General features: G+C 72.1%; 19 protein-coding genes and 1 pseudogene. 11 read left to right on the forward strand and 9 right to left on the reverse strand.

The window, feature by feature from the left end:
- Positions 1-88 precede the first annotated feature (88 nt).
- The 5 genes from J2X68_RS12600 to J2X68_RS12620 all read left to right on the forward strand — a co-directional run bounded on the left by J2X68_RS12600 (position 89) and on the right by J2X68_RS12620 (position 6,965).
- Positions 89-1,417: an extracellular solute-binding protein gene (locus J2X68_RS12600; RefSeq protein WP_310432572.1), complete on the forward strand. Its 1,329-nt coding sequence runs from the start codon at positions 89-91 to the stop codon at positions 1,415-1,417.
- A 110-nt stretch (positions 1,418-1,527) separates the two neighbouring features.
- Positions 1,528-2,439, forward strand: a complete 912-nt coding sequence (locus tag J2X68_RS12605; protein WP_310432573.1) for a sugar ABC transporter permease — start codon at positions 1,528-1,530, stop codon at positions 2,437-2,439.
- A complete protein-coding gene (locus tag J2X68_RS12610) occupies positions 2,436-3,338 on the forward strand; it encodes a carbohydrate ABC transporter permease (RefSeq protein WP_310432574.1) in 903 nt (300 codons plus the stop codon). Before J2X68_RS12605 ends, J2X68_RS12610 begins: the two co-directional genes overlap by 4 nt.
- A gap of 2 nt (positions 3,339-3,340) precedes the next feature.
- A complete protein-coding gene (locus tag J2X68_RS12615; protein WP_310432575.1) occupies positions 3,341-5,059 on the forward strand; it encodes a hypothetical protein in 1,719 nt (572 codons plus the stop codon).
- Positions 5,060-5,129: 70 nt separating this feature from the next.
- Positions 5,130-6,965: a hypothetical protein gene (locus J2X68_RS12620; protein ID WP_310432576.1), complete on the forward strand. Its 1,836-nt coding sequence runs from the start codon at positions 5,130-5,132 to the stop codon at positions 6,963-6,965.
- Here J2X68_RS12620 and J2X68_RS12625 read toward each other — a convergent pair.
- Positions 6,955-7,590, reverse strand: coding sequence for a DUF6461 domain-containing protein (locus tag J2X68_RS12625; protein ID WP_310432577.1), 636 nt, complete (start codon positions 7,588-7,590; stop codon positions 6,955-6,957). The two genes, J2X68_RS12620 and J2X68_RS12625, sit on opposite strands and share 11 nt — an antisense overlap.
- A 10-nt stretch (positions 7,591-7,600) precedes the next feature.
- Entirely contained in the window at positions 7,601-8,272 is a 672-nt protein-coding gene (locus tag J2X68_RS12630; protein WP_310432578.1) for a nucleoside/nucleotide kinase family protein, read from the reverse strand.
- A 64-nt stretch (positions 8,273-8,336) separates the two neighbouring features.
- Here J2X68_RS12630 and J2X68_RS12635 point away from each other — a divergent pair, with 64 nt between their 5' ends.
- The 3 genes from J2X68_RS12635 to J2X68_RS12645 are packed head-to-tail and all read left to right on the forward strand — an operon-like array spanning position 8,337 to position 11,907.
- Positions 8,337-8,732, forward strand: a complete 396-nt coding sequence (locus J2X68_RS12635) for an SgcJ/EcaC family oxidoreductase (RefSeq protein ID WP_310432579.1) — start codon at positions 8,337-8,339, stop codon at positions 8,730-8,732.
- Between the two features lie 59 nt (positions 8,733-8,791).
- Positions 8,792-9,568, forward strand: a complete 777-nt coding sequence (locus tag J2X68_RS12640; protein ID WP_310432580.1) for a beta-phosphoglucomutase family hydrolase — start codon at positions 8,792-8,794, stop codon at positions 9,566-9,568.
- Positions 9,565-11,907 carry a glycosyl hydrolase family 65 protein gene (locus J2X68_RS12645; RefSeq protein ID WP_310432581.1) on the forward strand — a complete coding sequence of 781 codons (2,343 nt, stop codon included), beginning with the start codon at positions 9,565-9,567 and terminating at the stop codon, positions 11,905-11,907. The genes J2X68_RS12640 and J2X68_RS12645 overlap by 4 nt, the downstream gene beginning before the upstream one ends.
- Positions 11,908-12,045: 138 nt before the next feature.
- Here J2X68_RS12645 and J2X68_RS12650 read toward each other — a convergent pair whose 3' ends face one another.
- Both J2X68_RS12650 and J2X68_RS12655 read right to left on the reverse strand, forming a co-directional pair.
- Entirely contained in the window at positions 12,046-13,005 is a 960-nt protein-coding gene (locus J2X68_RS12650; protein ID WP_310432582.1) for a hypothetical protein, read from the reverse strand.
- 11 nt (positions 13,006-13,016) lie between these two features.
- Positions 13,017-14,489, reverse strand: a complete 1,473-nt coding sequence (locus J2X68_RS12655; protein WP_310432583.1) for an APC family permease — start codon at positions 14,487-14,489, stop codon at positions 13,017-13,019.
- A gap of 334 nt (positions 14,490-14,823) precedes the next feature.
- On the opposite strand from J2X68_RS12655, the gene J2X68_RS12660 reads away from it, so the two are divergent.
- Positions 14,824-15,285, forward strand: a complete 462-nt coding sequence (locus tag J2X68_RS12660; RefSeq protein ID WP_310432584.1) for a DUF5709 domain-containing protein — start codon at positions 14,824-14,826, stop codon at positions 15,283-15,285.
- Between the two features lie 16 nt (positions 15,286-15,301).
- On the opposite strand, the gene sthA is transcribed toward J2X68_RS12660, so the two are convergent.
- Together sthA and J2X68_RS12670 are read right to left on the reverse strand one after the other, a co-directional pair.
- The gene (sthA, locus tag J2X68_RS12665) at positions 15,302-16,705 is read right to left on the reverse strand and encodes a Si-specific NAD(P)(+) transhydrogenase (protein ID WP_310432585.1); all 1,404 of its coding nucleotides are present in this window, start codon (positions 16,703-16,705) and stop codon (positions 15,302-15,304) included.
- 63 nt (positions 16,706-16,768) lie between these two features.
- A complete protein-coding gene (locus J2X68_RS12670; RefSeq protein WP_310432586.1) occupies positions 16,769-16,975 on the reverse strand; it encodes a hypothetical protein in 207 nt (68 codons plus the stop codon).
- 140 nt (positions 16,976-17,115) lie between these two features.
- Between J2X68_RS12670 and J2X68_RS12675 the strand changes: the two genes are divergently transcribed.
- Complete coding sequence (locus J2X68_RS12675) at positions 17,116-19,368, forward strand: MMPL family transporter (protein ID WP_399039812.1); 2,253 nt, start codon at positions 17,116-17,118, stop codon at positions 19,366-19,368.
- Here J2X68_RS12675 and J2X68_RS12680 read toward each other — a convergent pair.
- Positions 19,325-20,416 (reverse strand): PP2C family protein-serine/threonine phosphatase, encoded by a 1,092-nt coding sequence (locus J2X68_RS12680; protein ID WP_310432588.1) that lies wholly within the window; start codon positions 20,414-20,416, stop codon positions 19,325-19,327. The two genes, J2X68_RS12675 and J2X68_RS12680, sit on opposite strands and share 44 nt — an antisense overlap.
- A 232-nt stretch (positions 20,417-20,648) precedes the next feature.
- On the opposite strand from J2X68_RS12680, the pseudogene J2X68_RS12685 reads away from it, so the two are divergent.
- Positions 20,649-20,876: pseudogene (locus J2X68_RS12685) on the forward strand (GNAT family N-acetyltransferase); the annotation flags it as partial.
- Between the two features lie 59 nt (positions 20,877-20,935).
- Here J2X68_RS12685 and J2X68_RS12690 read toward each other — a convergent pair.
- A complete protein-coding gene (locus tag J2X68_RS12690) occupies positions 20,936-21,826 on the reverse strand; it encodes a Gfo/Idh/MocA family oxidoreductase (RefSeq protein ID WP_310432589.1) in 891 nt (296 codons plus the stop codon).
- 122 nt (positions 21,827-21,948) lie between these two features.
- Positions 21,949-22,152, reverse strand: coding sequence for a hypothetical protein (locus J2X68_RS12695; RefSeq protein ID WP_310432590.1), 204 nt, complete (start codon positions 22,150-22,152; stop codon positions 21,949-21,951).
- Positions 22,153-22,212 lie beyond the last annotated feature (60 nt).

A 22,212-nucleotide genomic window follows, 5' to 3' on the forward strand; every position in this document is an offset into this window, starting at 1 on the left:
CCCCGGAAAGCGAAACCTCCTGCAAAATGCACCCGTGCCGCATCGATCGGCGCCGTGCTCCATCTCCCATGACGAAAAGGGATCGAAGATGACCAGTGTGGGTGTGCGGCGCTCCCGCCGACTCGGCCGCGGCGGCATACGCCGTCTGGTTCCCCTCGCTGCCGTTGCCACGGCAGGTGCCTTGCTGCTCTCCGCCTGCGGGTCGGATTCCGGCTCGGGCGGGACGTCGAAGTCGCTGACGTTCTGGATCTCCACGGTTCCGGGGCAGGACGCGGGCTGGAAGGCGTCGGTGGCGGCGTACAAGAAGGAAACCGGCGTCAACGTCAAGCTCGTCAACATCCCGTACGACGGCTACGACGCGAAGCTGCACAACGCCGCGCAGGCGAACTCCCTGCCCGACGTGGCGGCGGTGCCGAAGATCGACCCGATCTGGTCGAACAAGCTGCTCGACCTCAGCTCCATCGCCGACAACAAGACCAACAAGATCAACGCCAACTTCGTCGCCAAGGACTCGTCCGGGAAGGTGCTGTCCATCCCCTCGGACGTCACCGCGTCCGGCATGTTCATCAACAAGGCGCTCTTCGACAAGGCCGGCGTCTCCTACCCGACCTCGCCCTCCAAGACCTGGACCTGGACCGAGTTCATCAAGGCGGCGAACGAGGTCCGGGAGAAGACCAAGGCCAAGTACTCCCTGACGTTCGACCAGTCGCCGTCCAGACTCCGCGCCATGGTGTACGAGATGGGCGGGCAGTACATGCACGCCGACTCCTCCGGCAAGTTCTCGGCGGACGAGGCGACCAAGAAGGCCGTGAACACCTTCGTCGGCTGGAACGACGACAAGACCATGCCGAAGTCGGTGTGGACCAGCGGCGCCGACCCGTCGGCCATGTTCCAGAGTGGTGACGTCGTCGCCTACTGGTCCGGTGTGTGGCAGGTCGCCTCCTTCGCGGAGAGCGTCACGAAGTTCGAGTGGGCGAGCGTCCCGACCCCCGCCGAGCCGGTGCAGGCCAGCGACGTCAACAGCGGCGGCATGGTCGTGGGCTTCAACAACAACGGCGACGCGGCCACCGCCGCGAACAAGTTCATCTCGTGGCTGTACGAGCCCGAGCACTACAAGGCGCTGTGCGAGGCGTCCGGGTTCCTGCCGGTCGAGAGCGGCCTGAACCCGACGTACCCCTTCAAGTCCGAGGCGGCGCAGGCGGCGTTCAAGCTCTACAACGAGTCGATTCCGCTCTACGCCCCCATCTCCGGCTACTTCAACGTTGCGCAGACGAACTGGGCGCTGAACGGCAAGAGCCTCACCGACGACCCGACCAAGGCGGAGATCGGCAAGGCGATCAACGGTGAGCAGTCGGCCGACAAGGCCCTGGAGAACATCGTGGCCGGCTACAACCAGCAGGTCGGCGGCGTGAAGTAGGCCCGTCCGGGCGGCGGTGCGAGCCACCGCCGCCCGGACCTGGACGTCCGCGTGATGCCGGGCCCATGTGAGCCCACCGCAATCCCATCCACCAGCACGGAGTCAGGAAGATGACAAAACGAGCCCCGGACGTGTCCGTGAGCCCGCCCAGGAGCCGTAGTAAGTACACCCTTGCGCCGCTCGTCCTCATCGCGGCCAATGTCGTGCTCTTCGCGCTGTTCTTCATCTGGCCGGCGGTGATCGGGCTCGTTTACTCCTTCACGAACTACACGGGCGTGGGGTCGTTCCAGTTCGTCGGACTGGACAACTACCAGAAGCTGCTCGGGGACTCGACCTTCTACGACGCGACGACCCGCACGCTGCTGTACACCGTGCTCTTCGTTCCGCTGAACTTCGTGCTGTCGCTGCTCATCGCCAACGTGCTGGTGAGCAAGCACGCCAAGGGCGCGTCGGTCGCCCGGCTCTTCTTCTTCATCCCGTGGCTGCTGTCGCCCATCATCGTGGGTGTCCTGTGGCGATGGCTGTTCGGTGAGAACTTCGGACTGGTCAACTACCTCATCGAGAAGCTCGGCGGAAGCGCCGTTCCGTGGCAGTCGAACGCGGATCTGTCGCTGATCGTGGTCGTGGTGGCGGCTGCCTGGGCCTGGACGGGCTTCTCGATGCTGCTGTTCATCGCGGCGATCAAGAACGTACCGACGTCGTACTACGAGGCGGCGGCGCTCGACGGCGCCGGTCCGTGGCGCCAGTTCATCAGCATCACGCTGCCGAGTATCGCGCCCACCTCTTTCATCGTCATCCTGCTCAACACGATCCACGCGATGAAGGAATACGCGGTGTTCGCCTCCCTCAACAGCGGCGGACCCGGAACGTCGAACAACCTGCTGGTCCAGTACATCTACCAGACGGGGTTCAAGGCAGGCCAGATCGGCTACGCGAGCGCCGCGTCGTTCGTGCTCATGCTCATCCTGATGGGCGTCGCGATCATCCAGATGATGGTCAACCGGCGGGTGGAGAACCGATGACAACCACAGACATGCCGCGCAAGTCCCACCCCGACTCCGTACGGGCCGTCTCCAAGAAGAGGTCCCGCGGGTCGGCGACCGGCGGGCTTCGGCGCGCGATTGCCCCGACGACTCTGCTGTGGGTCCTGGCGGGCCTCTACGGGATCCCGGTGCTGTGGTTCGTCCTCAGCTCCTTCAAACCGGCGGGAGACCTGTTCTCCCTCCCGCTGACGGTGCTCCCGCAGAACCCCACCGTGTCGGGTTACAAGGAAGCGTGGGCAAGCGCCAACTTCGCCCAGTACTTCATCAACACGACCCTCGTCTGTGTGATCGCGACGATCCTCACGGTGGGTGTCAGCTGCTGCACCGGGTACGCGCTGGCCAAGTACGACAACAGATGGCTCAAGGCCTTCTTCCTCTGCATCCTGGCCACCACGATGCTCCCTGCCGAGGTCATGCTCGCCCCGCTGTTCCTGGTGGTCCGCGACCTGGGCTTCTACAACTCGCTCGCCGGCATCATCCTCCCGGCCCTGCTCACCGCGACCGGCTGCTTCATGTTCCGCCAGTTCTTCCTGACGGTCCCCGACGAGCTCATCGAGGCCGCGCGCATCGACGGCGCCAAGGAGCTGTCGATCTTCCTGCGGATCATGGTGCCGCTCTCCCGGCCCATCATGCTGACGCTCGCCATCCTGTCGTTCCAGTGGCGGTGGAACGACTACATATGGCCGTTGCTCATGCTGAACGACCCCGAGAAGTTCACCGTGCAGATCGGCATCCAGAGCCTCGTAGGGGCGCAGAACATCAACTGGTCGGTGCTGCTCGGCGGGTCGGTCATCTCCATGATCCCGCTGATCGTCGTCTTCCTGGTGTTCCAGAAGTACGTCATGAACGCCGACATCAACGCCGGACTGAAGGACTGACCTTGCCCACCCCGCTCGACCACGAGTTCGTCCGCGCGGCGGCCGGCGCCGCCGACCGGCTGGCCGCCCCGCTGGCGGCCGCGCCCGGCGTGGCACCGGCCGGTGTGACCCACCGCGCACTCGCACGCCGGGTGAAGACTCTGGTCGCCGCGTACCGCTCCGCGGACTCGGCGCTGCACGGCAGCGAGCGGGCCGTCACCGCCGCGACGACCCACCTGCGCGCCCTGCGGGACGCGCAGACGCCCACCGGCCTCTTCGCCGGCGGCGACAACGTGCAGTCACCGCCGGACTCCGCCTTCACCGTCAACGACGTGTGCGACGCGTACGTCCTCGCCGCCGGCGCGGGGCCGGCACTGCACGACGTCGCCGCCGCGCTCGCCGAGATCGCCGGCGCCGCCTCCGGCAGCCTCCTGACCGGCGGGGTGCACACCCCGAACCACCGCTGGGAGCTGTCGGCGGCACTGGCCCGGCTGCACCGGTCGTTCCCCGACGACCGGCTGCTCGACCGCGTTGAGCAGTGGCTCGCCGAGGGCGTCGACATCGACGCGGACGGCCTGTACTCGGAGCGCAGCGCCAACTACGCGGCCCATGTGTCCAACCCGTCGCTGCTCCTGCTGGCCGAGGTGCTCGGCCGCGCCGACCTGCTGGACGCCGTCGAACGCAACCTCGCCACGACCCTGGACCTCATCAGGCCCGACGGCACGGTCGAGACGGTCCACTCGCGGCGGCAGGACCAGAACCACCCGTTCCCGCTGGCGCCCTACCTGCCGCACTACCGGCTGCTCGCGATCCGCACCGGCCGGGGCGACTTCGCCCGCGCGGCACTGCTGGCGGCCGCCGACGGCATCGACGACTCCGACCTGCTCGCCCAGACCCTCCTCACCCCGGACCTGTGCCGCGCCCTGCCCGCACCGGCCGTGGAGCCACTGCCCCGCCACCGCCACCTCGCCACCGCCCGCCTCGCCGCCCGCGCCTCGGCCACCGCGCACACCGTGGTGTACGGCGGCTCCGACGTGCCCGGGCACCGGCGCATCCGCTCGGGCCTGGCCTGCAATCCCACCTTCCTGCGCCTGTTCGCCGGCGACGCGGTCCTCGACGCGGCCCGTCTCTCCCGGGGCTTCTTCGACCTGGGCCCGTTCCGCGCCGCCGACATGCGGCCGTCCGCCGGTCACCGGTACCGGCTCACCGAAACCCTCACGGCCGCCTACTACCAGCCGCTGCCGCCGGACCGGCGACGCGACGACGGCGCCTACCGGGTGGCGGACGAGGGCCGGTTCTCGGCCGCGATGGCCTTCCCGGACCGGCCCCGGGACGAGGTCTCCCACACGACCCGCGTCGAGGTGGACCTGAGGGACGACGGCGCCGACCTGCGGATCGACATCGGCGGACCCCGGGTGCCCTGGGCCCTCGAACTGACCTTCCGGCCGGGCGGCGTGCCGTCGGGAGCCGTACCGATCGGCGACGGGCGCTGGTGCCTGACGACCCGACCGATGACCTACCGGGCCGGTGACGACGAGATCCGGGTCGAGGCCCACGTCGAGGCCGGCGAACCGCCGGCCGGGCCGGACCGCGGCGAGGTCCTGCGGTACGACCCGGGTCAGGACCACACCCTGGTGGGCGGCACCGACGCGACGACCGGGAACCGCGTCTACCTCGGCGGACACGGCCCGCACACGCTGACCGTCGCACTGCGCGCCCGCCGGGCCGCACCCGCGGTGTGACTCCGACGACCCATGCCATGGCCATCTCAGGTATGAAGGGCTGATCCCCGTGCCCCCTACGTCCCCTCCCGTGCACCTCGCCCATCAGGGCGGCCCGCTGCACGACCTGCCGGACACCCCGCAGGCCTACGACGCCGTCCTCGCCGACGTCACCGAACAGGCGCTGCGCCGCCTGACCCCGCAGGGCAACCTGGAGCACCCCGACTGCGTCGACGACATCGGCGACACCTCGCTCGGCATCACCTCGCTGCTGGCCCTGGCCTGGCAGCGCACCGAGGACCACCGGCTGCCCGAGGCGGTGCGCCGCAGCCTCGCCTTCCACCTGCGCGAACGGGTCTACCGGGACGACAACCCGGGCTACCCGAACCTGAAGGTGCGCGGCTCCGGACTCCCGTACGCCCGCTACACCCTGGCGCCCGGCGCGCACCCCGTCGGCGACTGGCCGAGCACGGTGTGGGCGCTGCTCCAGGCCGTCGACGTCCTCGACCTGGCCGACGGACTCGTGCCGGACGACCAGCGCGCCGCACTCCTCGACGTGGCACGCGGCTACTGGAGCTGGCTGACCGAGGCGACCTTCTTCAACCCCCAGGAGGCGGGCAACCAGGCGATCGGCTGCGTGGTCGGCGGCCTGATGCTGGCCCGCCATCTGCCGCCGGAGGACGGCGAGCCGGTCCGCGCCCGGGCCCTCGCGCTGTACTCCGACGAGATCCGCGCCCACCGGGTCCGCGACCGGGGCGCCCTGCTGCCCCCCGAGCACGGCGGCGCCTACGACAACAACTACGGCCCGATCTCCCTCTCCTTCCTCGCCCAGGCCCACCGGGTCAGCGGCGAGGCAGTCTTCGCCGAGGACGGCGAGGCCCTCGCCCGCTACCTCGACGCCCGCCTCACCGGCGGCGGCTTCGACAACGGCGGACCCCGCTACAGCGAGCAGCACTCCGCCTTCGAGTCCGTCCTCGGTCTGCGCTACTTCGGCGCCCGCGTCGGCGCCGACCTGGGCCGCTACCGGGGCGACAGCCGCTGGGCACGGCACGCGGTCAAGGCCGACGGCGGAGTCGACGGCCACTTCGCGTGGATGCTCGTCTGGCAGATCCAGGACACCACGCGCTGGCACCGCGAGCCGTCCACCGGCTCGGCACGGCACCAACTGCGCTCCGGCACGGTCTCGGTGGCCTTCGACGACCGGATGACCCCGGCGGTCGTCGAGGCGGCCGGCACCTACTACCTGCCCGCCGCCGTCGACCGCCAGCACGGCTTCGGCCCCGTCACCGACGGCTTCCTGCTGTGCCGGCCGATGGGCCGGGTCCGGGTCCGCGACGCCCGCGCCGACGGCCTCACGGCCAAGCTGGTCACCAAGCCGGTCGTCGGCCGCGACCACGTCCTGCGCAGCGTGCGCTCCTTGTACGTCACCGACGGCGCCACCCTGTGGACGACGGTCGCCGTGGAGCGCCTGGACGGCAAGCCGTACCTGCTGGCGGGCCTGCCGTACGCCGAGGACGACGGCGACCGGGTCCGCCGCACGGCGCGCGGAGCCGTCTCCTCACCGGGCGGCCTGCGCCTCACGCACCCCGACGCGCAGGGCGCCGAGCACTTCGACGCGCGCGCCGGACTCACCCAGCAGGAAGCCGCCTTCGCGCTCGCCGCCGACCCCCGCGGCTACGGCGACCCCGACGAGGGCTGGCGCCACCTGGTCAGCTCGACGGCGCTGGAGGCACAACCGCTCCCGGACGCGCCGGACGACCTGCACGTGTTCGCGGTGCGGCACGGCTCCGAGGAGCCGTTCACGGTCTCCGCCGCATGGGGCGAGGCGGGCCTGACCGTGCGGACGGACGCCTTCACCGCCGTGCTCGGCCCCGACGACGAGCACGCCGAGCCGACGCTGACGCTGCGCGCCGCCGTCAGGGGCTGAGCGTCATCCGCGGGATGCCGCGCACCGCGTACGCGGGCAGCCGGGCGTCCTGGAGGAACGCGGGGGACAGCGACAGCCCGAACCGCCGCTCCACCACACCGAGGCTGCGGCGGGAGCCCGTCCGGTAGTCCTCGTCCTCCGGCGGAAGCCACGTGCTGCCGTCGGAGGACAGGATGCCCGCCGCGACCAGGTCGGGCAGCAGCAGATCCGGCTCCGCGCCCCAGCGCCACACCTCCTCCCGCAGCCCGTAGCCGGACACGAACACGCCGTCGCGCGCGTAATGGAAGTCGGCGGGCGGGTGCTCCTGCGGCGGCACGTACCGCACCGCCTCCACGCCGTCGCGCGATATCTCCGCGAGCAGGTCCCCGCCGGTCGAGTCCCCGTACTCCAGGGCGAACGACCAGTCCCCGGAGCTGCCCACCCGGACCACGCCGTCCCCGTCCTCGGCCGGCCGCCACTGCGTGATCCCGAGCCGCCACACCTCGGCGTCGGTGATCGGCTCCGTGGCCCTGCCCGGGTCGGCTCCCATGCGCCGGGCCAGCTCCTCGGGGGAGATCCCGCGCGCGAACACGACGCTGGACATCCAGCGGTCCAGATCCACGAGCCACACGATTCCGTCGGTCATGGGACCGAAGCTAGCGCCTGCCACCGACAACGCCCGGGGGGCGGCGGGGCAGGGTCACGACCAGATCGGCCCGGTCCCGCGTCGTCGCCACCAGCTCGGCGTTGCGCTGGTCGCTGCGCAGCACCCAGGCCACCGCCTCCTCGTGCCCCTTGCCGAACTCCTCGTGCCGGGCGATCAGCCGGCGGACGCGCTCGTCCTCGTCCGTCTCGCAGAACCACACCTCGTCCAGGGCGGCCCGCACCCGCGCCCACGCGCCCGTGCCGACGAGCAGGTAGTTGCCCTCCGTGACGACCAGCCGGGCGGTCGGCGGAACCGGCACGGCCCCCGCGAGCGGCTGCTCCAGCTCCCGCTCGAAGCCCGGCGCGTAGACCGGGTCCTCGCCGTCCGCCTCCTCGCGCAGCCGTCGCAACAGGGCCGCGTACCCGGCCGCGTCGAAGGTGTCCGGCGCCCCCTTGCGGTGCCGCCGGCCGAGGCGGTCGAGCTCCACGTCGGCGAGATGGAAGCCGTCCATCGGGACGTGCGCGACCCACGGGTCCCCGCCGCCGTTCAGCTCCCGCACGAGGCGTTCGGCGAGCGTCGTCTTGCCCGCGCCCGGACTGCCCGCGATGCCGAGGAGCGCGCGCCGGCGGCCGTCCCCGGCGAGGGCACGGGCCCGCAGGAGCAGATCGTCGAAAGTGAGCACACAGCAGAGTGTCGCAGTCTCCTGGAGGGTGACCCGCACAGGCCGCGAGGAGAGGAGGACGACCGTGTCCGACGACGAGCGCCAGATCCGCACCCTGATCACCCGCTGGGCCGACGCCGTCCACCGCGGCGACCTCGACACCGTTCTCGACCAGCACGCCGAGGACCTGGTGATGTACGACGTGCCGGCGCCCCACGAGGGCATCCGGGGCCTGGCCGCCTACCGCGCGACCTGGCCGCCCTTCTTCGTCTGGCAGGCCCAGGGGGCCCGCTTCGACCTCGACACCCTCCACGTCACCGCAGGTCCCGACGTGGCCTACGCCCATGCCCTGGTGCGCTGCGGCACGCCCGAGGAGCTCGCCGAGTGCCCCAGCCTGCGGCTGCGGCTCACCTTCGGCCTGCGCAAGGAGGACGGCCGCTGGCTCATCGCCCACGAGCACCACTCCTTCCCGCACGACTGAGCGCGGATGTGGCGCGCGACACACCGGTGAGTGGCCCGATACAGGGGAACGAGAGCCCTATGACGTCGACGCTCGGTCTTCCCGGAACGATCCAGGCATGTCTCTTCGACCTCGACGGGGTCGTCACCCGAACGGCCGTGGTGCACGCGGCCGCCTGGAAGGAGACCTTCGACGCGTTCCTCTACGCGCACGGAGGCAAGGACTTCCGGCCGTTCGACGAGGGCCACGACTACGACGAGTACGTCGACGGCCGCCCCCGGGCCGACGGCGTCCGCACCTTCCTCGCCTCCCGGGGCATCGAACTGCCCGAGGGCGAACCCGGCGACCCGCCCGACGCGCAGACCGTCCACGGGCTGGGCAACCGCAAGAACGAGCTGCTCCTGGAGAAGATCCGCACCCAGGGCGTCCGGCCGTACGACGGCACCCTGCGCTACATAGCGCAGGCACGCGCGCAGGGCCTGCGGACGGCCATCGTCTCCTCCAGCGCCAACACCCGCGACGTGCTGCGCTCGATCGACGCCGAGCACCTCTTCGAGGTGCGGATCGACGGCGTCGTGGCGGCCGAGCGGGGCCTGCCGGGCAAGCCGCGCCCCGACACCTTCCTGGCCGCCGCCCACGACCTCGGCGTCGACCCGGCGCGGGCGGCCGTCTTCGAGGACGCGCTCGCCGGGATGGACGCGGGCCGCGCCGGGAAGTTCGGGTACGTCGTCGGCGTCGACCGGGTGGGGCAGAGCGACGCGCTGTACGCGCACGGCGCGGACGTCGTGGTGAAGGACCTCGCGGATCTCGCGGACCTCGCGGACGGCGGCGACGAGAACGGGGGAGAGCAGGAGTGATCACGGACCGGTCCTACGCCGTCGAGCCCTGGTGCGTGCGCGAGACGCGGCTTGACCTCGACGTCCTCGCGCAGAGCGAGTCCGTCTTCGCGCTCTCCAACGGTCATGTCGGCTGGCGCGGCAACCTGGACGAGGGCGAGCCGCACGGCCTGCCCGGCGCCTACCTCAACGGCGTCCACGAACTGCATCCGCTGCCCTACGCCGAGGCCGGCTACGGCTACCCGGAGTCCGGGCAGACCGTCATCAACGTCACCAACGGAAAGGTCCTGCGGCTGCTCGTCGACGACGAGCCGTTCGACCTGCGCTACGGGCGACTCGTCGCCCACGAGCGGGTGCTCGACCTGCGGCGGGGCGTCCTGGAGCGGACCTGTGAGTGGACCTCGCCCGCCGGGTCCACGGTCCGGGTGCGCTCGACCCGGCTGGTGTCGCTCACCCAGCGGGCCGTGGCCGCCGTCGCCTACGAGGTGGAGGCCGTCGGCAGCACCTCCCGGGTGGTGATCCAGTCCGAACTGGTCACCAACGAGAGCCTGCCCGACCCGAACGGCGACCCGCGCGCGGCCCGTGCCCTGAAGTCGCCGCTGGAGCCGGAGGAGGACGTGGCCGCCGGCATGCGGCTGCGGCTCGTCCACCGCACGAAGCGCAGCGGGCTGCGGGTGGCCGTGGCCGCCGACCACGAGGTCACCGGCCCGGAGCGGACCACCATCGCCGGCGAGAGCAACGTCGACGTCGCCCGGCTCACCGTCACCTCCGTGCTGGAGCCCGGCGAGAAGCTGCGGGTGGAGAAACTCGTCGCGCACGGCTGGTCCGGCGCCCGCTCCCGGCCCGCGATGAGCGACCAGGTGGAGGCGGCCCTCGCGGCGGCCGGGCACAGCGGCTGGTCGGGCCTCCTCGACGACCAGCGCGCCTACCTGGACGACTTCTGGTCCCGCGCGGACGTCGAGGTCGACGGTGACGAGGAGATCCAGCAGGCCGTCCGCTTCGCCCTCTTCCATGTGCTCCAGGCCGGCGCCCGCGCCGAACAGCGCGCCATCCCCGCCAAGGGTCTGACCGGGTCCGGCTACGACGGCCACGCCTTCTGGGACACCGAGACCTTCGTCCTGCCCCTGCTCACCTACACCGCGCCCGGCGCCGTCGCCGAAGCCCTGCGCTGGCGGCAGAAAACCCTGCCCGCCGCCCGCGAACGGGCCGTCCAGCTCGGCCTGCGCGGAGCCGCGTTCCCCTGGCGGACGATCGAGGGCTCGGAGGGCTCGGCGTACTGGCCGGCCGGGACCGCCGCGTTCCACGTCAACGCCGACATCGCCGACGCCGTGGTCCGGTACGTCACCGCGACCGGGGACCGGGACTTCGAAGCGGCCACCGGCGTCGAGCTGCTGGTGGAGACCGCGCGGCTGTGGCGCTCGCTCGGTCACCACGACGCGCACGGCACCTTCCACATCGACGGCGTCACGGGCCCCGACGAGTACAGCGCGGTCGCCGACGACAACACCTACACCAACCTGATGGCCCGGGCGAACCTCCTGGCCGCCGCCGACGTCGTCGCACGGTACCCGGGCGAGGCCGCCCGGCTCGGCGTGGACGAGGAGGAGAGCGCGGCCTGGCGGGACGCCGCGGTGGCGGTGCACGTGCCCTACAACCACGAACTCGGCGTCCACGAGCAGCACGCGGGCTTCACCCGCTACCAGCAGTGGGACTTCGCCGGCACCCGCGCCGACCAGTACCCCCTGCTGCTCAACTTCCCCTACTTCGACCTCTACCGCAAACAGGTCGTCAAGCAGGCCGACCTGGTCCTGGCGATGTACACCTGCGCGGACCACTTCGACGAGGAGCAGATCGCCCGCAACTTCGCCTACTACGAGCCGCTGACCGTCCGGGACTCCTCCCTCTCGGCCTGCTGCCAGGCGGTGATCGCCGCGCAGGCCGGCCATCTGGAACTGGCCTACGACTACACGACCGAGGCCGCCCTGATGGACCTGGCCGACCTCGAGCACAACACCCGCGACGGGCTGCACATCGCGTCCCTCGCGGGCACCTGGATGGCCCTGGTCGCCGGGTTCGGCGGGCTGCGCGGTGACAGCGACGGCCTGCGCTTCGCCCCCCGGCTGCCGGAGCGGCTCAGCCGTCTCGCCTTCAGCGTCCAACTGCTCGGCCGCCGCCTGCGGGTGGAGATCGGCCCGGAGAAGGCCGCGTACACCCTGCTGTCCGGCTCCCCGCTGACCATCCGGCACCACGGCACCCCGGTGCTGCTGAACGGCGACGGGCCCGTCGTGCGCGCCGTGCCGCAGGTGCCCGACCGGCCGGTGCCCCGGCAGCCCCGGCACCGGGGGCCGAACACCCGCTGAGCGCCCGGCCGGTGTCCGGCGGCGTGTCTCCCTGCCGCCGGACACCGGCAGGCCGGGGCCGGCCCTGCCGCGCTCCGGCGCCGTACGACGCGGAGAGCCGGCCGGGCCCCTGTGGCGAAGGGGGCCCGGCCCGAAGGCTCAGTCGCGTACGCCCCATTCCTTGCGCCGTCGGGTGATCTGCTGGACCGGGTCGCCCGTGTACGACCAGGGGGTGCGGGTCAGCCGGCGGCCGAGGATCCGCAGCAGCGGTGTCGCCACGTCCGCGAGGGCCGCCGCACACGCCGCGTGGGCCAGGTAGTGGACGTCGCGCAGTTCACCCGGTGCGACGGCGTCCTCCTTGCGGCCCATGACCCAGCGTTCCCAGGTGCGGCGCACGTCGCCGACGGCGCCGTCGTTGTTCCAGTGCTGGCCGAGCCGCACCGCGGTGGAGCGGTCCTGTGCGCTGTCGAGGGCGTGACGGAACTCCTCGACGCGCGCGTACTGCACCAGCACCGGCAGCGGACAGCCCGGTGGTGCCGCCCCGGCCGCGTCCCGGGCGAAGTCGTACATCAGCCCGTGCGAACCGTGCCAGCGGGCGGAGTAGTAGTGCAGCACCTGCAGGTGGCCCTCCATGCTGTACGGATCGCGCTGGTGCAACTCGTCCCACCAGCGGGCCAGTTCCTGCCGCCGCACCCCGGCCGGATAGAGGCGGGCGACCGAGATCAGCGAGGTCCACGGCGTCGGATCGTCCGGGTACGCCTCGGCGGCGGACAGACAGGCCAGCACCGCGGCGTCGACCCGGCTCTGGTCGATCGGCACGCCGCGGCCCGCGGTGATGGCCAGGTTGAACGCCCGGGCCGTCTCCGTGGCCGCCCGCAGCACCAGCGCGTCGCCGCTGTGCGGCTCGGCGGCCAGCCAGGTCTCCACCGTCGAACTGCCCGCGCAGGCCTGCGCCAGCAGCCGGACCCGGTGGCCGCGGGCGAGCCAGTCGGGACCGGTGGCGCGCAGCAGGTCCCGCAGGCCCTGCCAGCGGCCGATGACGATGTCGTGCCGGGTGGAGGAGAGGGGAGCGTCCCCGCAGTCGGGATCGAAGTCGGGAACGAAGCGGTCGCGCGCCATCGGGTCCCCTCTCAGAAGTCGGTGGACAGACCCTCGTGGCCGGCGGCGTGCGTCGCCGGGCGCCCCTCGGGCACGTAGTCGGCCTCGACGGTGCGCGAGGCGTCCAGGCGGGCGGGCCGGTAGTAGTCGCTGCCCTGCCGCCAGTACCAGAGCATCGGCACGAGCCCCACGGCGAGCCCGCCGATGCCGATGGCGACCGCCGCGGGGGACAGTTCGCCGAGCGACTCCACGAAGATCCAGAACATGAACGCGGAGCCGAACAGCGGCCACAGCCCGCCGAGGAGGAAGTCGGCGGGCGACTTCAGCAGCGTCCTGCGGTAGGCGACCACCGCCGCCAGGCCCGCCAGCCCGTAGTACACGGCGATCTGCAGGCCGATCGCCGAGATCGCGTCGGCGAGGATGTCGCCCACCGAGCCCAGCGCGTTGGAGGCGACGAACAGCACCAGCGCCACTCCGCCCACCACCGCGATCGCCACCCAGGGCGTGTTCCAGGTGCGGTGCACCCGGCCCAGCGCGGACGGCATCGTACGGTCCCGGCCCATCGCGAACAGCGAGCGCGTGACCTGGATCAGGGTCGTCTCCAGGGTGGCCACGGTGGACAGCATCACGGCCACGATCAGCACCTTGCCGCCCCAGCCCGGCCACACCTCCTCGCCCAGCGCCGCCAGCACGTTCGCGCCGTTCTCCTCGATCCGCCGCGAGCTCAGGACGACGTTCACCGCGATGGTGAAGACCTCGAAGAGGAGGAAGACGACGCCCACCCCGACGAGCCCCGCCAGGCCCGTCGTCCGGCGGCTGTCGCGGGTCTCCTCACTGAGGTTGCTCGTCACGTCCCAGCCCCAGTAGTAGAAGGCGGCGACCAGCGCGCCCGAGGCGAAGCCGGACACCCCGTCGAAATGGCCGAATCCGAGCCAGGACCAGTCGAACGGCTGGGCGTTGTCCGTGTGGAGGACGGCGAGCACCGCGAACAGCGCCAGAATCACCAGCTCCACGCCCGACATGAGGAGCTGCGCGCGCACGGTGAGCCGGGCCCCGCCCAGCACCACCGCCAGCATCACCAGGAACCAGGCGGCGCCGACGACGGTCGACAGCGCCGTGTCGTCGGCGAGGCCCTCGTCGAACAGGGCGAGCGTCATCGACCCGGCCGGCAGCGAACCCGCCACCATGAAGATGGTCGCCGAGATCACCAGCGCCCAGCCGCTGATGAAACCGAGGAAGGGGTGGAGCGTGCGCCCCACCCACGAGTAACTGGCGCCCGCGTTGACGTCGATCCTGCTGAGCCGGCTGAAGGCCAGCGCGATGCCCAGCATCGGTATCGCGCAGTACAGCAGCGCCGCCGGCCCCGCCAGGCCCACCGCGCCGGCCAGGACCGCGGTGGTGGCGGCGATGGAGTAGGCCGGCGCGCTGCCGGCGACCGCCATCACCACCGTGTCGAAGGTGCCCAGGACATTCGCCTGGAGGCCTCTTCCCGTGCTGTTGTTCATGGTTGCGCTGCTTTCCGTCGTGCACGCCGCCCGAGCGGGGACGACCGACCCGGCGGCATATGGGGGGTGAGGGGTGGGGCGCCGCCGCGCGTCGAGAGGGATGACCTCGGGGTACGTCGGCGGAGTAGGCGCGGAGGGTACCGTTCCAGCACTGCGTCGGCGGACGGTCACACCGAGTGTGCGAGTGACTATAGCCCTACCTCTTGAGCTTTCAAGATTGACGGATCGGTAATCTCCGCGGCCGCTCGTGCGGGTGGCATGTGCCGCGATTGGAGCGGGCCGCACGGGAAACGCGGACGGGGAGACAGCAGACCCCCACGGCAAGGAGCAACCCATGGGCACGGAGTCCGAGGCGATGGGCGACGACGTCTACCAGCCCACCGGCACGAACGAGGAACAGCAGGACGCCGCCCCGCTCGACCTGCAGGACGCCGTCGGTGAACGCACCTACGACGACGCCCTCGACGAGGGCTGGTCCCCGCCCGAGAAGCCGCTCGGCGTGACCAAGTACGGCACCACCGCGGCCGAGCAGCACGAGGGCGAGAGCCTCGACCAGCGCCTCGCCCAGGAGGTGCCGGAGGTCTCCGAGCCGGCCGGTGACGGCGTCGGCGACCTGCCCGGCGGTGAGGGCGAACCCGTCGACCCCGAGGCCGGCGACGGGCGCGCGGGCCGGCTCGTCGCCCCCGACGAGGGCGCCCGTCCCGACGCCACCTCACAGGAGATCGCCCGGGACGTCGGCATCGACGGCGGGGCCGCGGGCGCCGAGGAGGCCGCCGTCCACATCATCGAGGAGTGAGGTCCCGGCGCCGCCCTCAGTCGCCGATGCGGTCCAACTGGCGCAGCCGGTTGGTGGCGTCGAGGGCGGCGACCTTGTACGACTCCGCCAGCGTCGGGTAGTTGAACACAGCGTCGACCAGGTAGTCGACGGTCCCGCCGCAGCCCATCACCGACTGCCCGATATGGATCAGCTCGGTCGCGCCGGTGCCGAAGCAGTGCACCCCGAGCAGCGTCCGGTCCGCGGGCGAGACCAGCAGCTTGAGCATGCCGTGGGCATCGCCGATGATCTGCCCGCGGGCCAGCTCCCGGTAGCGGGCTATGCCCACCTCGAACGGCACGCTGTCCTCGGTGAGCTGGTCCTCGGTCCGCCCCACGAAGCTGATCTCCGGGATCGTGTAGATGCCGATCGGCTGGAGGTGGTGCATCTGCCCGACGGGCTCGCCGCACGCGTGGTAGGCGGCCGCCCGGCCCTGCTCCATCGCCGTCGCCGCGAGTGCCGGGAAGCCGATGACGTCGCCCACGGCGTAGATGTGCGGGACCGAGGTGCGGTAGTGCTCGTCCACCTCGATCCGGCCGCGCCGGTCCGCCGTCAACCCGGCCTTGTCCAGATCCAGTTCGTCGGTCAGGCCCTGGCGGCCCGCCGAGTACATCACCGCGTCCGCGGGAATCTTCTTGCCGCTCTCCAGCACGGTCAGCGCACCGCGCGCATGCCGTTCCACCGCGGCGACGGTCTCCCCGAAACGGAAGGTCACCGCCAGGTCCCGCAGGTGGTACTTCAGCGACTCGATGACCTCGACGTCGCACATGTCGAGCATCCCGGCCCGCTTCTCCACCACCGTGACCCTGCTGCCGAGCGCGGCGAACATCGACGCGTACTCCATGCCGATCACACCGGCGCCGACGATCACCATGGACTGCGGGACCCGTTCGACCGTCAGCACGTTGTCCGAGTCGAGGATGGTCCGCCCGTCGAACTCCACGCTGTCCGGCCGCGCCGGCCGCGTCCCGGTGGCGATCACGATGTGCTCGGCGCCGATCAGCCGCTCCTGCCCGGTGATCTCGCGCAGCGCTACGGTGTGGGCGTCGACGAACCGGCCGGTGCCGGCGAACAGGGCGACGTGGTTGCGGGACAACTGGCTGCGGATGACGTCGATCTCACGCCCCACCACATGCTCGGTGCGGGCGGTCAGATCGGCGACCGTGATGTTCTCCTTGAGGCGGTAGCTCTGCCCGTACAGGTCCCGCTGGGTGAGGCCGGTGAGGTACAGCACCGCCTCGCGCAGCGTCTTGGAGGGGATGGTGCCGGTGTGGAGGGAGACCCCGCCGACCATGTCGGGGCGGTCGACGACGGCGACCCGGCGGCCCAGTTTGGCCGCGGCGATGGCGGCCTTCTGGCCGCCGGGACCTGATCCGAGGACGAGCATGTCGAAGTCGGGCACCCTCGGGAGTCTGACAGCTGCGGGGCCCACCGGGAAAGGGCGGGCCCCGATTGCCCCGGATTACTAGGGCAGCAGCTTCTCGATCGCGCTCGGTCCCTCCTCGTCGAGCTTGCGCCGCGCCCACTCGAGATTGCGCGGGGTGATGTCCCGTCCGGTGGCGAGGACCATGTCCTCCGGCGACACCTCGGTGCCGGTACGGGTGTGGAGCAGCTTGTCCGGGGTGGCGCGCTCCGGGGAGGGCCGGGAGCCGCCTGGCTGTGACGTCGGCATGATGTCTGCTCCTCGCGTCCGAAGAAGGGCTTCGGCCCGGTGCGGTCATCGGGTCCACTAACACCATTCATCCTGGAGCCGCACCCTGCAATCGCGATCACCTCCGGCCCGAGATGCCGGGAAGATCAAGCAGGGGTGTAATGGGCCGCATGGCACCCACCACCGCCGGGACCCCGCACCGCGGGGGACTGCGCAGGCTCGGCGCCTGGTGCGCCCGTCACTTCGTCATCGTCATCATCGCCTGGCTCGTGGCCGTCGTCGCCCTCCAGGCGGCCGGCCGGTCCATCGGCGGGACCTACGAGGACAACTTCCAGCTGCCGGGCGTGCAGTCCACGGACGGCCTGGACGTCCTCAAGGAGCACGACCCGCAGGCCGGCGGCTACAGCAGCCAGATCGTCCTGCACGACGACCAGCCCGTGAGCACGCTGGGCTCACAGCTGTCCACGGCCGTCGGCGACCTGCAGAAGCTTCCCCATGTGCTCTCGGCGCAGAACCCGCTCTCCGTGACGTCGTCGACGGTCGGCCCGGTGTCGAGCGACGGCAAGACCGCGTACGTCACCGTCCGCTTCGACGTGCAGCCCTCCACCCTCGGCGACGACTACCTGACCGGCGTCGACCAGGCCGTCCAGCCGCTGCGGGCGGCCGGCGCCGACGTCGAGTACGGCGGTTCGCTCGGCGAACTCGCCCGTCCCGCCCCGGACGACCGGGTCAGCGAGCTGATCGGTTTCGCGGTCGCCATCATCGTCCTGCTCGTCGGCTTCGGCAGCGTCATCGCGGCCGGACTGCCCCTGGTCACCGCCCTGATCAGCGTGGTCGGCGGACTCGCCTGTCTCGGGCTGCTGGCCGCCGCGTTCACCTTCGCCACCGTCTCGCCGACCCTGGCCACCATGATCGGACTGGGCGTCGGCATCGACTACGCCCTCTTCCTGATCACCCGGCACCGGCAGAACCTCATGGACGGCGCCGATCCCGCCGAGGCCGCGGGACACGCCGCCGCCACCAGCGGCCGCGCCGTGCTCGTGTCCGGCACCACCGTGATCATCGCGCTCTTCGGCCTGTACGCGTCCGGGGTGTCCTTCATCGGCAAGCTCGGACTCGCCGCCGCCGTCACCGTCGTCACCGCGGTCGTCGGCGCCCTCACCCTCGTGCCGGCCCTGCTCGGGCTCATCGGCAGACGCATCGACCGCTACCACGTCCGCAAGCCGGTCGCCGAGACCGACGCCGAACCGGGCGCCACCCCGCACGGCACCTGGCACCGCTACGCCAAACGCGTCGAGCGCAGGCCCTGGCAGTACCTCGGCGCCGGGGTGGCCGTCATCGCGATCCTCGCGATCCCGGTCTTCTCCATCCAGCTCGGCCACATCGGCGACGGCGCCGACCCGACCTCCTTCACCGACCGGCGGGCCTACGACCTGATGACCGACGCCTTCGGGCCCGGCTCCAACGGACCCCTCACCGTCGTCATCGACCAGACGTCCGTCCCGTCCGACAAGCGCTCCGACCTCTCCGCCCAGGCGCAGAAGACGCTGGGCGCGGTGCCCGGCGCCGTCACGGTCACCCCGCTGACCCCCACCAGCGACGGCGACGTGCTGCTCGCGACCGTCTACTCCAAGCAGGCCCCGCAGGACGCGAGCACCACCGAACTGACGAACCGGCTCGTCGACGACACCCTTCCCGACGCGGTCTCCGGCTACGACGCCAAGGGCTACGTCACCGGCACCACGGCCGCCCAGGTCGACTTCCGGGACATCGTCGCCAGCCGGCTGCCCCTGATCATCGGGGTGGTCGTCGGCCTCGCCTTCCTGATCATCCTCGCCGTGTTCCGCGGACTCCTCGTCGCGGTCAAGGCCGCCGTCCTCAACGTCCTGTCGATCACCGCCTCCTACGGCGTCGTCGTCGCCGTCTTCCAGTGGGGCTGGGGCGGGCCCGCGCTGGGCGTCAACGGCACGGTGCCCATCGAGAGCTATGTGCCGATGATGATGTTCGCGATCATCTTCGGCCTCAGCATGGACTACGAGATCTTCCTGCTGTCCCGGGTGCACGAGGCCTGGCTGCGCACCGGCGACCCCAAGGACGCCGTGGCCCACGCCCTGGAGATCACCGCCCGGGTCATCACCTGTGCGGCCCTGATCATGGTCAGCGTGTTCGCGGCGTTCATCATCAGCGACAACATCGTCGTCAAGATGCTGGGCCTCGGCCTCGCCGTCAGCGTGCTGATCGACGCCACCGTGGTCCGGCTGCTCATGGTGCCCGCCGTGATGACCCTGCTGGGCGCGCGGGCCTGGTGGACCCCGCGCCGGCTGGACCGGATCCTGCCGCACATCGACGCCGAGGGTGACGCGGAGACCCTCAGCGGTCCGCCGGACCCACCGGCTCGAGAACGAGCATCGTGACGTCGTCGCGGACGGCGGGGCAGTGCCGCCGGACGTCCGCCCACACCCGTTCGGCCGTCCTTGCCGGGTCCGCGTCGGCGGCGAGGCCGGGCAGCCGGTCGAGCAGGGGGTAGAAGACCCCGTCGGCGTCCCTGGCCTCCGAGACGCCGTCGGAGGCCAGGAAGAGGCGGTCGCCGGGGCGCAGCGGCAGGACGTGGGCCTTGAGCGGGACGCCGTCCGGGAGACCGAGGCCCAGCGGGGTCCACGGGACGACGTCCAGCTCCGTCGCCCTGCCCTCGCGCAGCAGCACCGGCGGGGGATGCCCGCAGACGACCACGCGCACGGCGTCCGCCTCCGGCGTGAACTCCAGCAGGACCGCCGTCGCGAACAGCTCGGCGTGCGTGACCCGCGCCGAGTCCACCGTCAGCCGCCGGTCCAGGCGCGCGGCGACCCGCGCCAGGTCCGGCTGGTCGAGCACCGCCTCCCGGAACGCCCCCAGGAGCGAGGCCACCGTCGCCACCGCCGCCAGCCCGTGCCCCTGGACGTCGCCGAGCACCGCCCGCACCCCGTGGTCGCTCGTCCGTACGTCGAAGAAGTCACCGCCGACCAGCGTGCCGCGCTCGGCCGCCCGGTACAGACCCGCGCAGCGCACCGGACCCACCCGCTCGGGGACCGGCGGCACGACGGCGTGCTGCGCGGCCTCGGCGATCGTGCGCTCGGTGTCCAGCTGGGCGTCCCGGCGGTGCCGGACGAACGCCACGAACACGCTCAGCACCGCGACGAACGACACCGTCAGCACATCGGTCTGGCCCGGCTGGTCGAGCCGGAAGGCGGGCAGGTCGAGCATCACGATCACCAGGGCGCCGAGCAGCGCGGTCGCCGCCGGACCGTACGACAGCACCGCCAGCGGCGGGATCGCGCCCAGCAGGAACCCGATGTCCAGCGGCTCGGGGCTGATCAGCGTGGCGACGCAGACGCCCGCCACCAGGACGAGCGGCAGCGCCCGCACCCAGCGCGGCGGCGGCGCGCCCCGCAGCCAGCCCCGCCGGTCCGCGTCCAGTCGTCCCACACCCACCACGCTCCACCGTGGCCGCGGCGGGCGCACGCCGAAAAACCGGTGAACGCGGTCGAGGCGGGCCTCCTACCGTGTGACCGCACGCCCGGACACCCACGGAAGGAGGCGAGCGCCATGCGACACCCCTGCATCCCGCGCTCCCGCCCCGTGACCCCGGCGCGCCGCGTCCGACCCTCGTCCGACGCCCCCGGGAGCGCACCACGCCGTACGTCACCCGGAGGAATCCGTGACCGATCTGGTCATCCGCGCTCTCGACGAGAGCGACGCCCATCTCTTCGCCACCCTGCCCGACCCCCTGCGCGCCGCCGACGCCTACGGCAGGATCGCCTACCGGCCCGACTGGAAGCGCGTCGCCCTGCGGGACGGCCGCGCCATCGCCCGCGCCGTCTGGTGGGGCGGGCCCGAGGACACCGAACCGCTCGTGGTGGAGTGGTTCGACTTCGCCGACGGCGAGTAGGAGGAGGCCGCGGCCGAGCTCCTGCGCACCGCCCCCTGCCCCGGGAGCGCGGTGCGTCAGTGCGCCCCGTCCGTCAGCAGGGCCTCGGCGTCCGCCAGGATCTCCGTGACCCGCAGGCCGAAGGCCGCGTCGCAGGCGTGGGCGCGGCCGCTGCGGGCCGAGGCGAGCAGTGCGTCGGCGGCCCGGGCGAGGGCGTCGGCGGCGTCGCCGCCACCCTGGGGGAGCCGCGTCACCCCGGTCGTGCCGCGCAGCTCCACGCCCGCGCCCGTGGCCGCGGGCGGGGCCGTCAGACTCAGCGTCACGGTGCTGGAGGCGCCGTCCGCATGGTCCAGGACCATGTGGACGGTGTCCCGGGGACCACGGGCCGCGGCCGTCACCCGGCGGACGTCGCCGAGGACCGGCAGCAGTACGGACAGCGCGTGCGGGCCCACGTCCCACAGGGCGCCCTTCTCGCCGCGCCAGGGCGTGGCGAACGGGTGGTCGCCCGCACCGTGGAACACGTCGCCCAGCCACTGGGCGTGACCCGTGAACCATCCGCCGGCCTCCGCCTGTTCGGCGATCCAGTCGCCGGCCTCGGGTACGAACCGGGTGGTGAAGAAGACGACCGAGGCGACCCCGGACTCCCGCGCGGCGCGGACCACGGCCCGCGCCCCCGCCACCGTCGCGGCGACGGGCTTGTCCAGCAGCAGATGACAGCCGGCCCCGGCGGCCCGCACCGCGAACTCGGCCTGGACGTCCGGCGGCAGGGCGACGGCCACCGCGTCCACGTCCGCGAGCAGGGCGTCCACGTCGTCGTAGGCCCGGGTGCCGTGCCGGTCGGCGAGTTCCTTCGCCGCCTCCGGGCGCCGTCCCCACACCCCGACGAAGTCGAGCGCCGCGTGGGCTTCCAGGACGGGGGCGTGGACCATCCGCGCCCAGGGACCGGTGCCGAGCAGACCGATGCGCATACCGCTGACTCTCCCTGATGCCGACCGACGTGACGGGCGGCGTCCCCGCCGGGGCGCCGACTCCGACCGCGAGCCTCGCACACCGTCCTCGCCCGGGACACCCCGGACGGCGCCTCGGGCCGTCAGGCGGCGCGGGCGTGGGTGCGGCGGGAGCCCTCCGCCACCGGGGTGGCCGTGGAGCCGCCGCGGATCAGGCGGAGATGCCGCCTGCGCCCGGCATGGCGCCGCTTGGCCTCGGCCGGCGCGAGCAGGCGTTCCTCGACGCGGTCCATGACCGCCATCAGCACGGACAGCAGCGGCAGCAGCAGCACGGCGACCCAGAGCACGGTTCTCTCCTCCGCAGGCGACGCCATGCCGGGTGCTCAGAATCGGGCCGCTGATGCCTG

It is taken from the genome of Streptomyces sp. 3330, assembly GCF_031456635.1.
GTDB lineage: Bacteria > Actinomycetota > Actinomycetes > Streptomycetales > Streptomycetaceae > Streptomyces.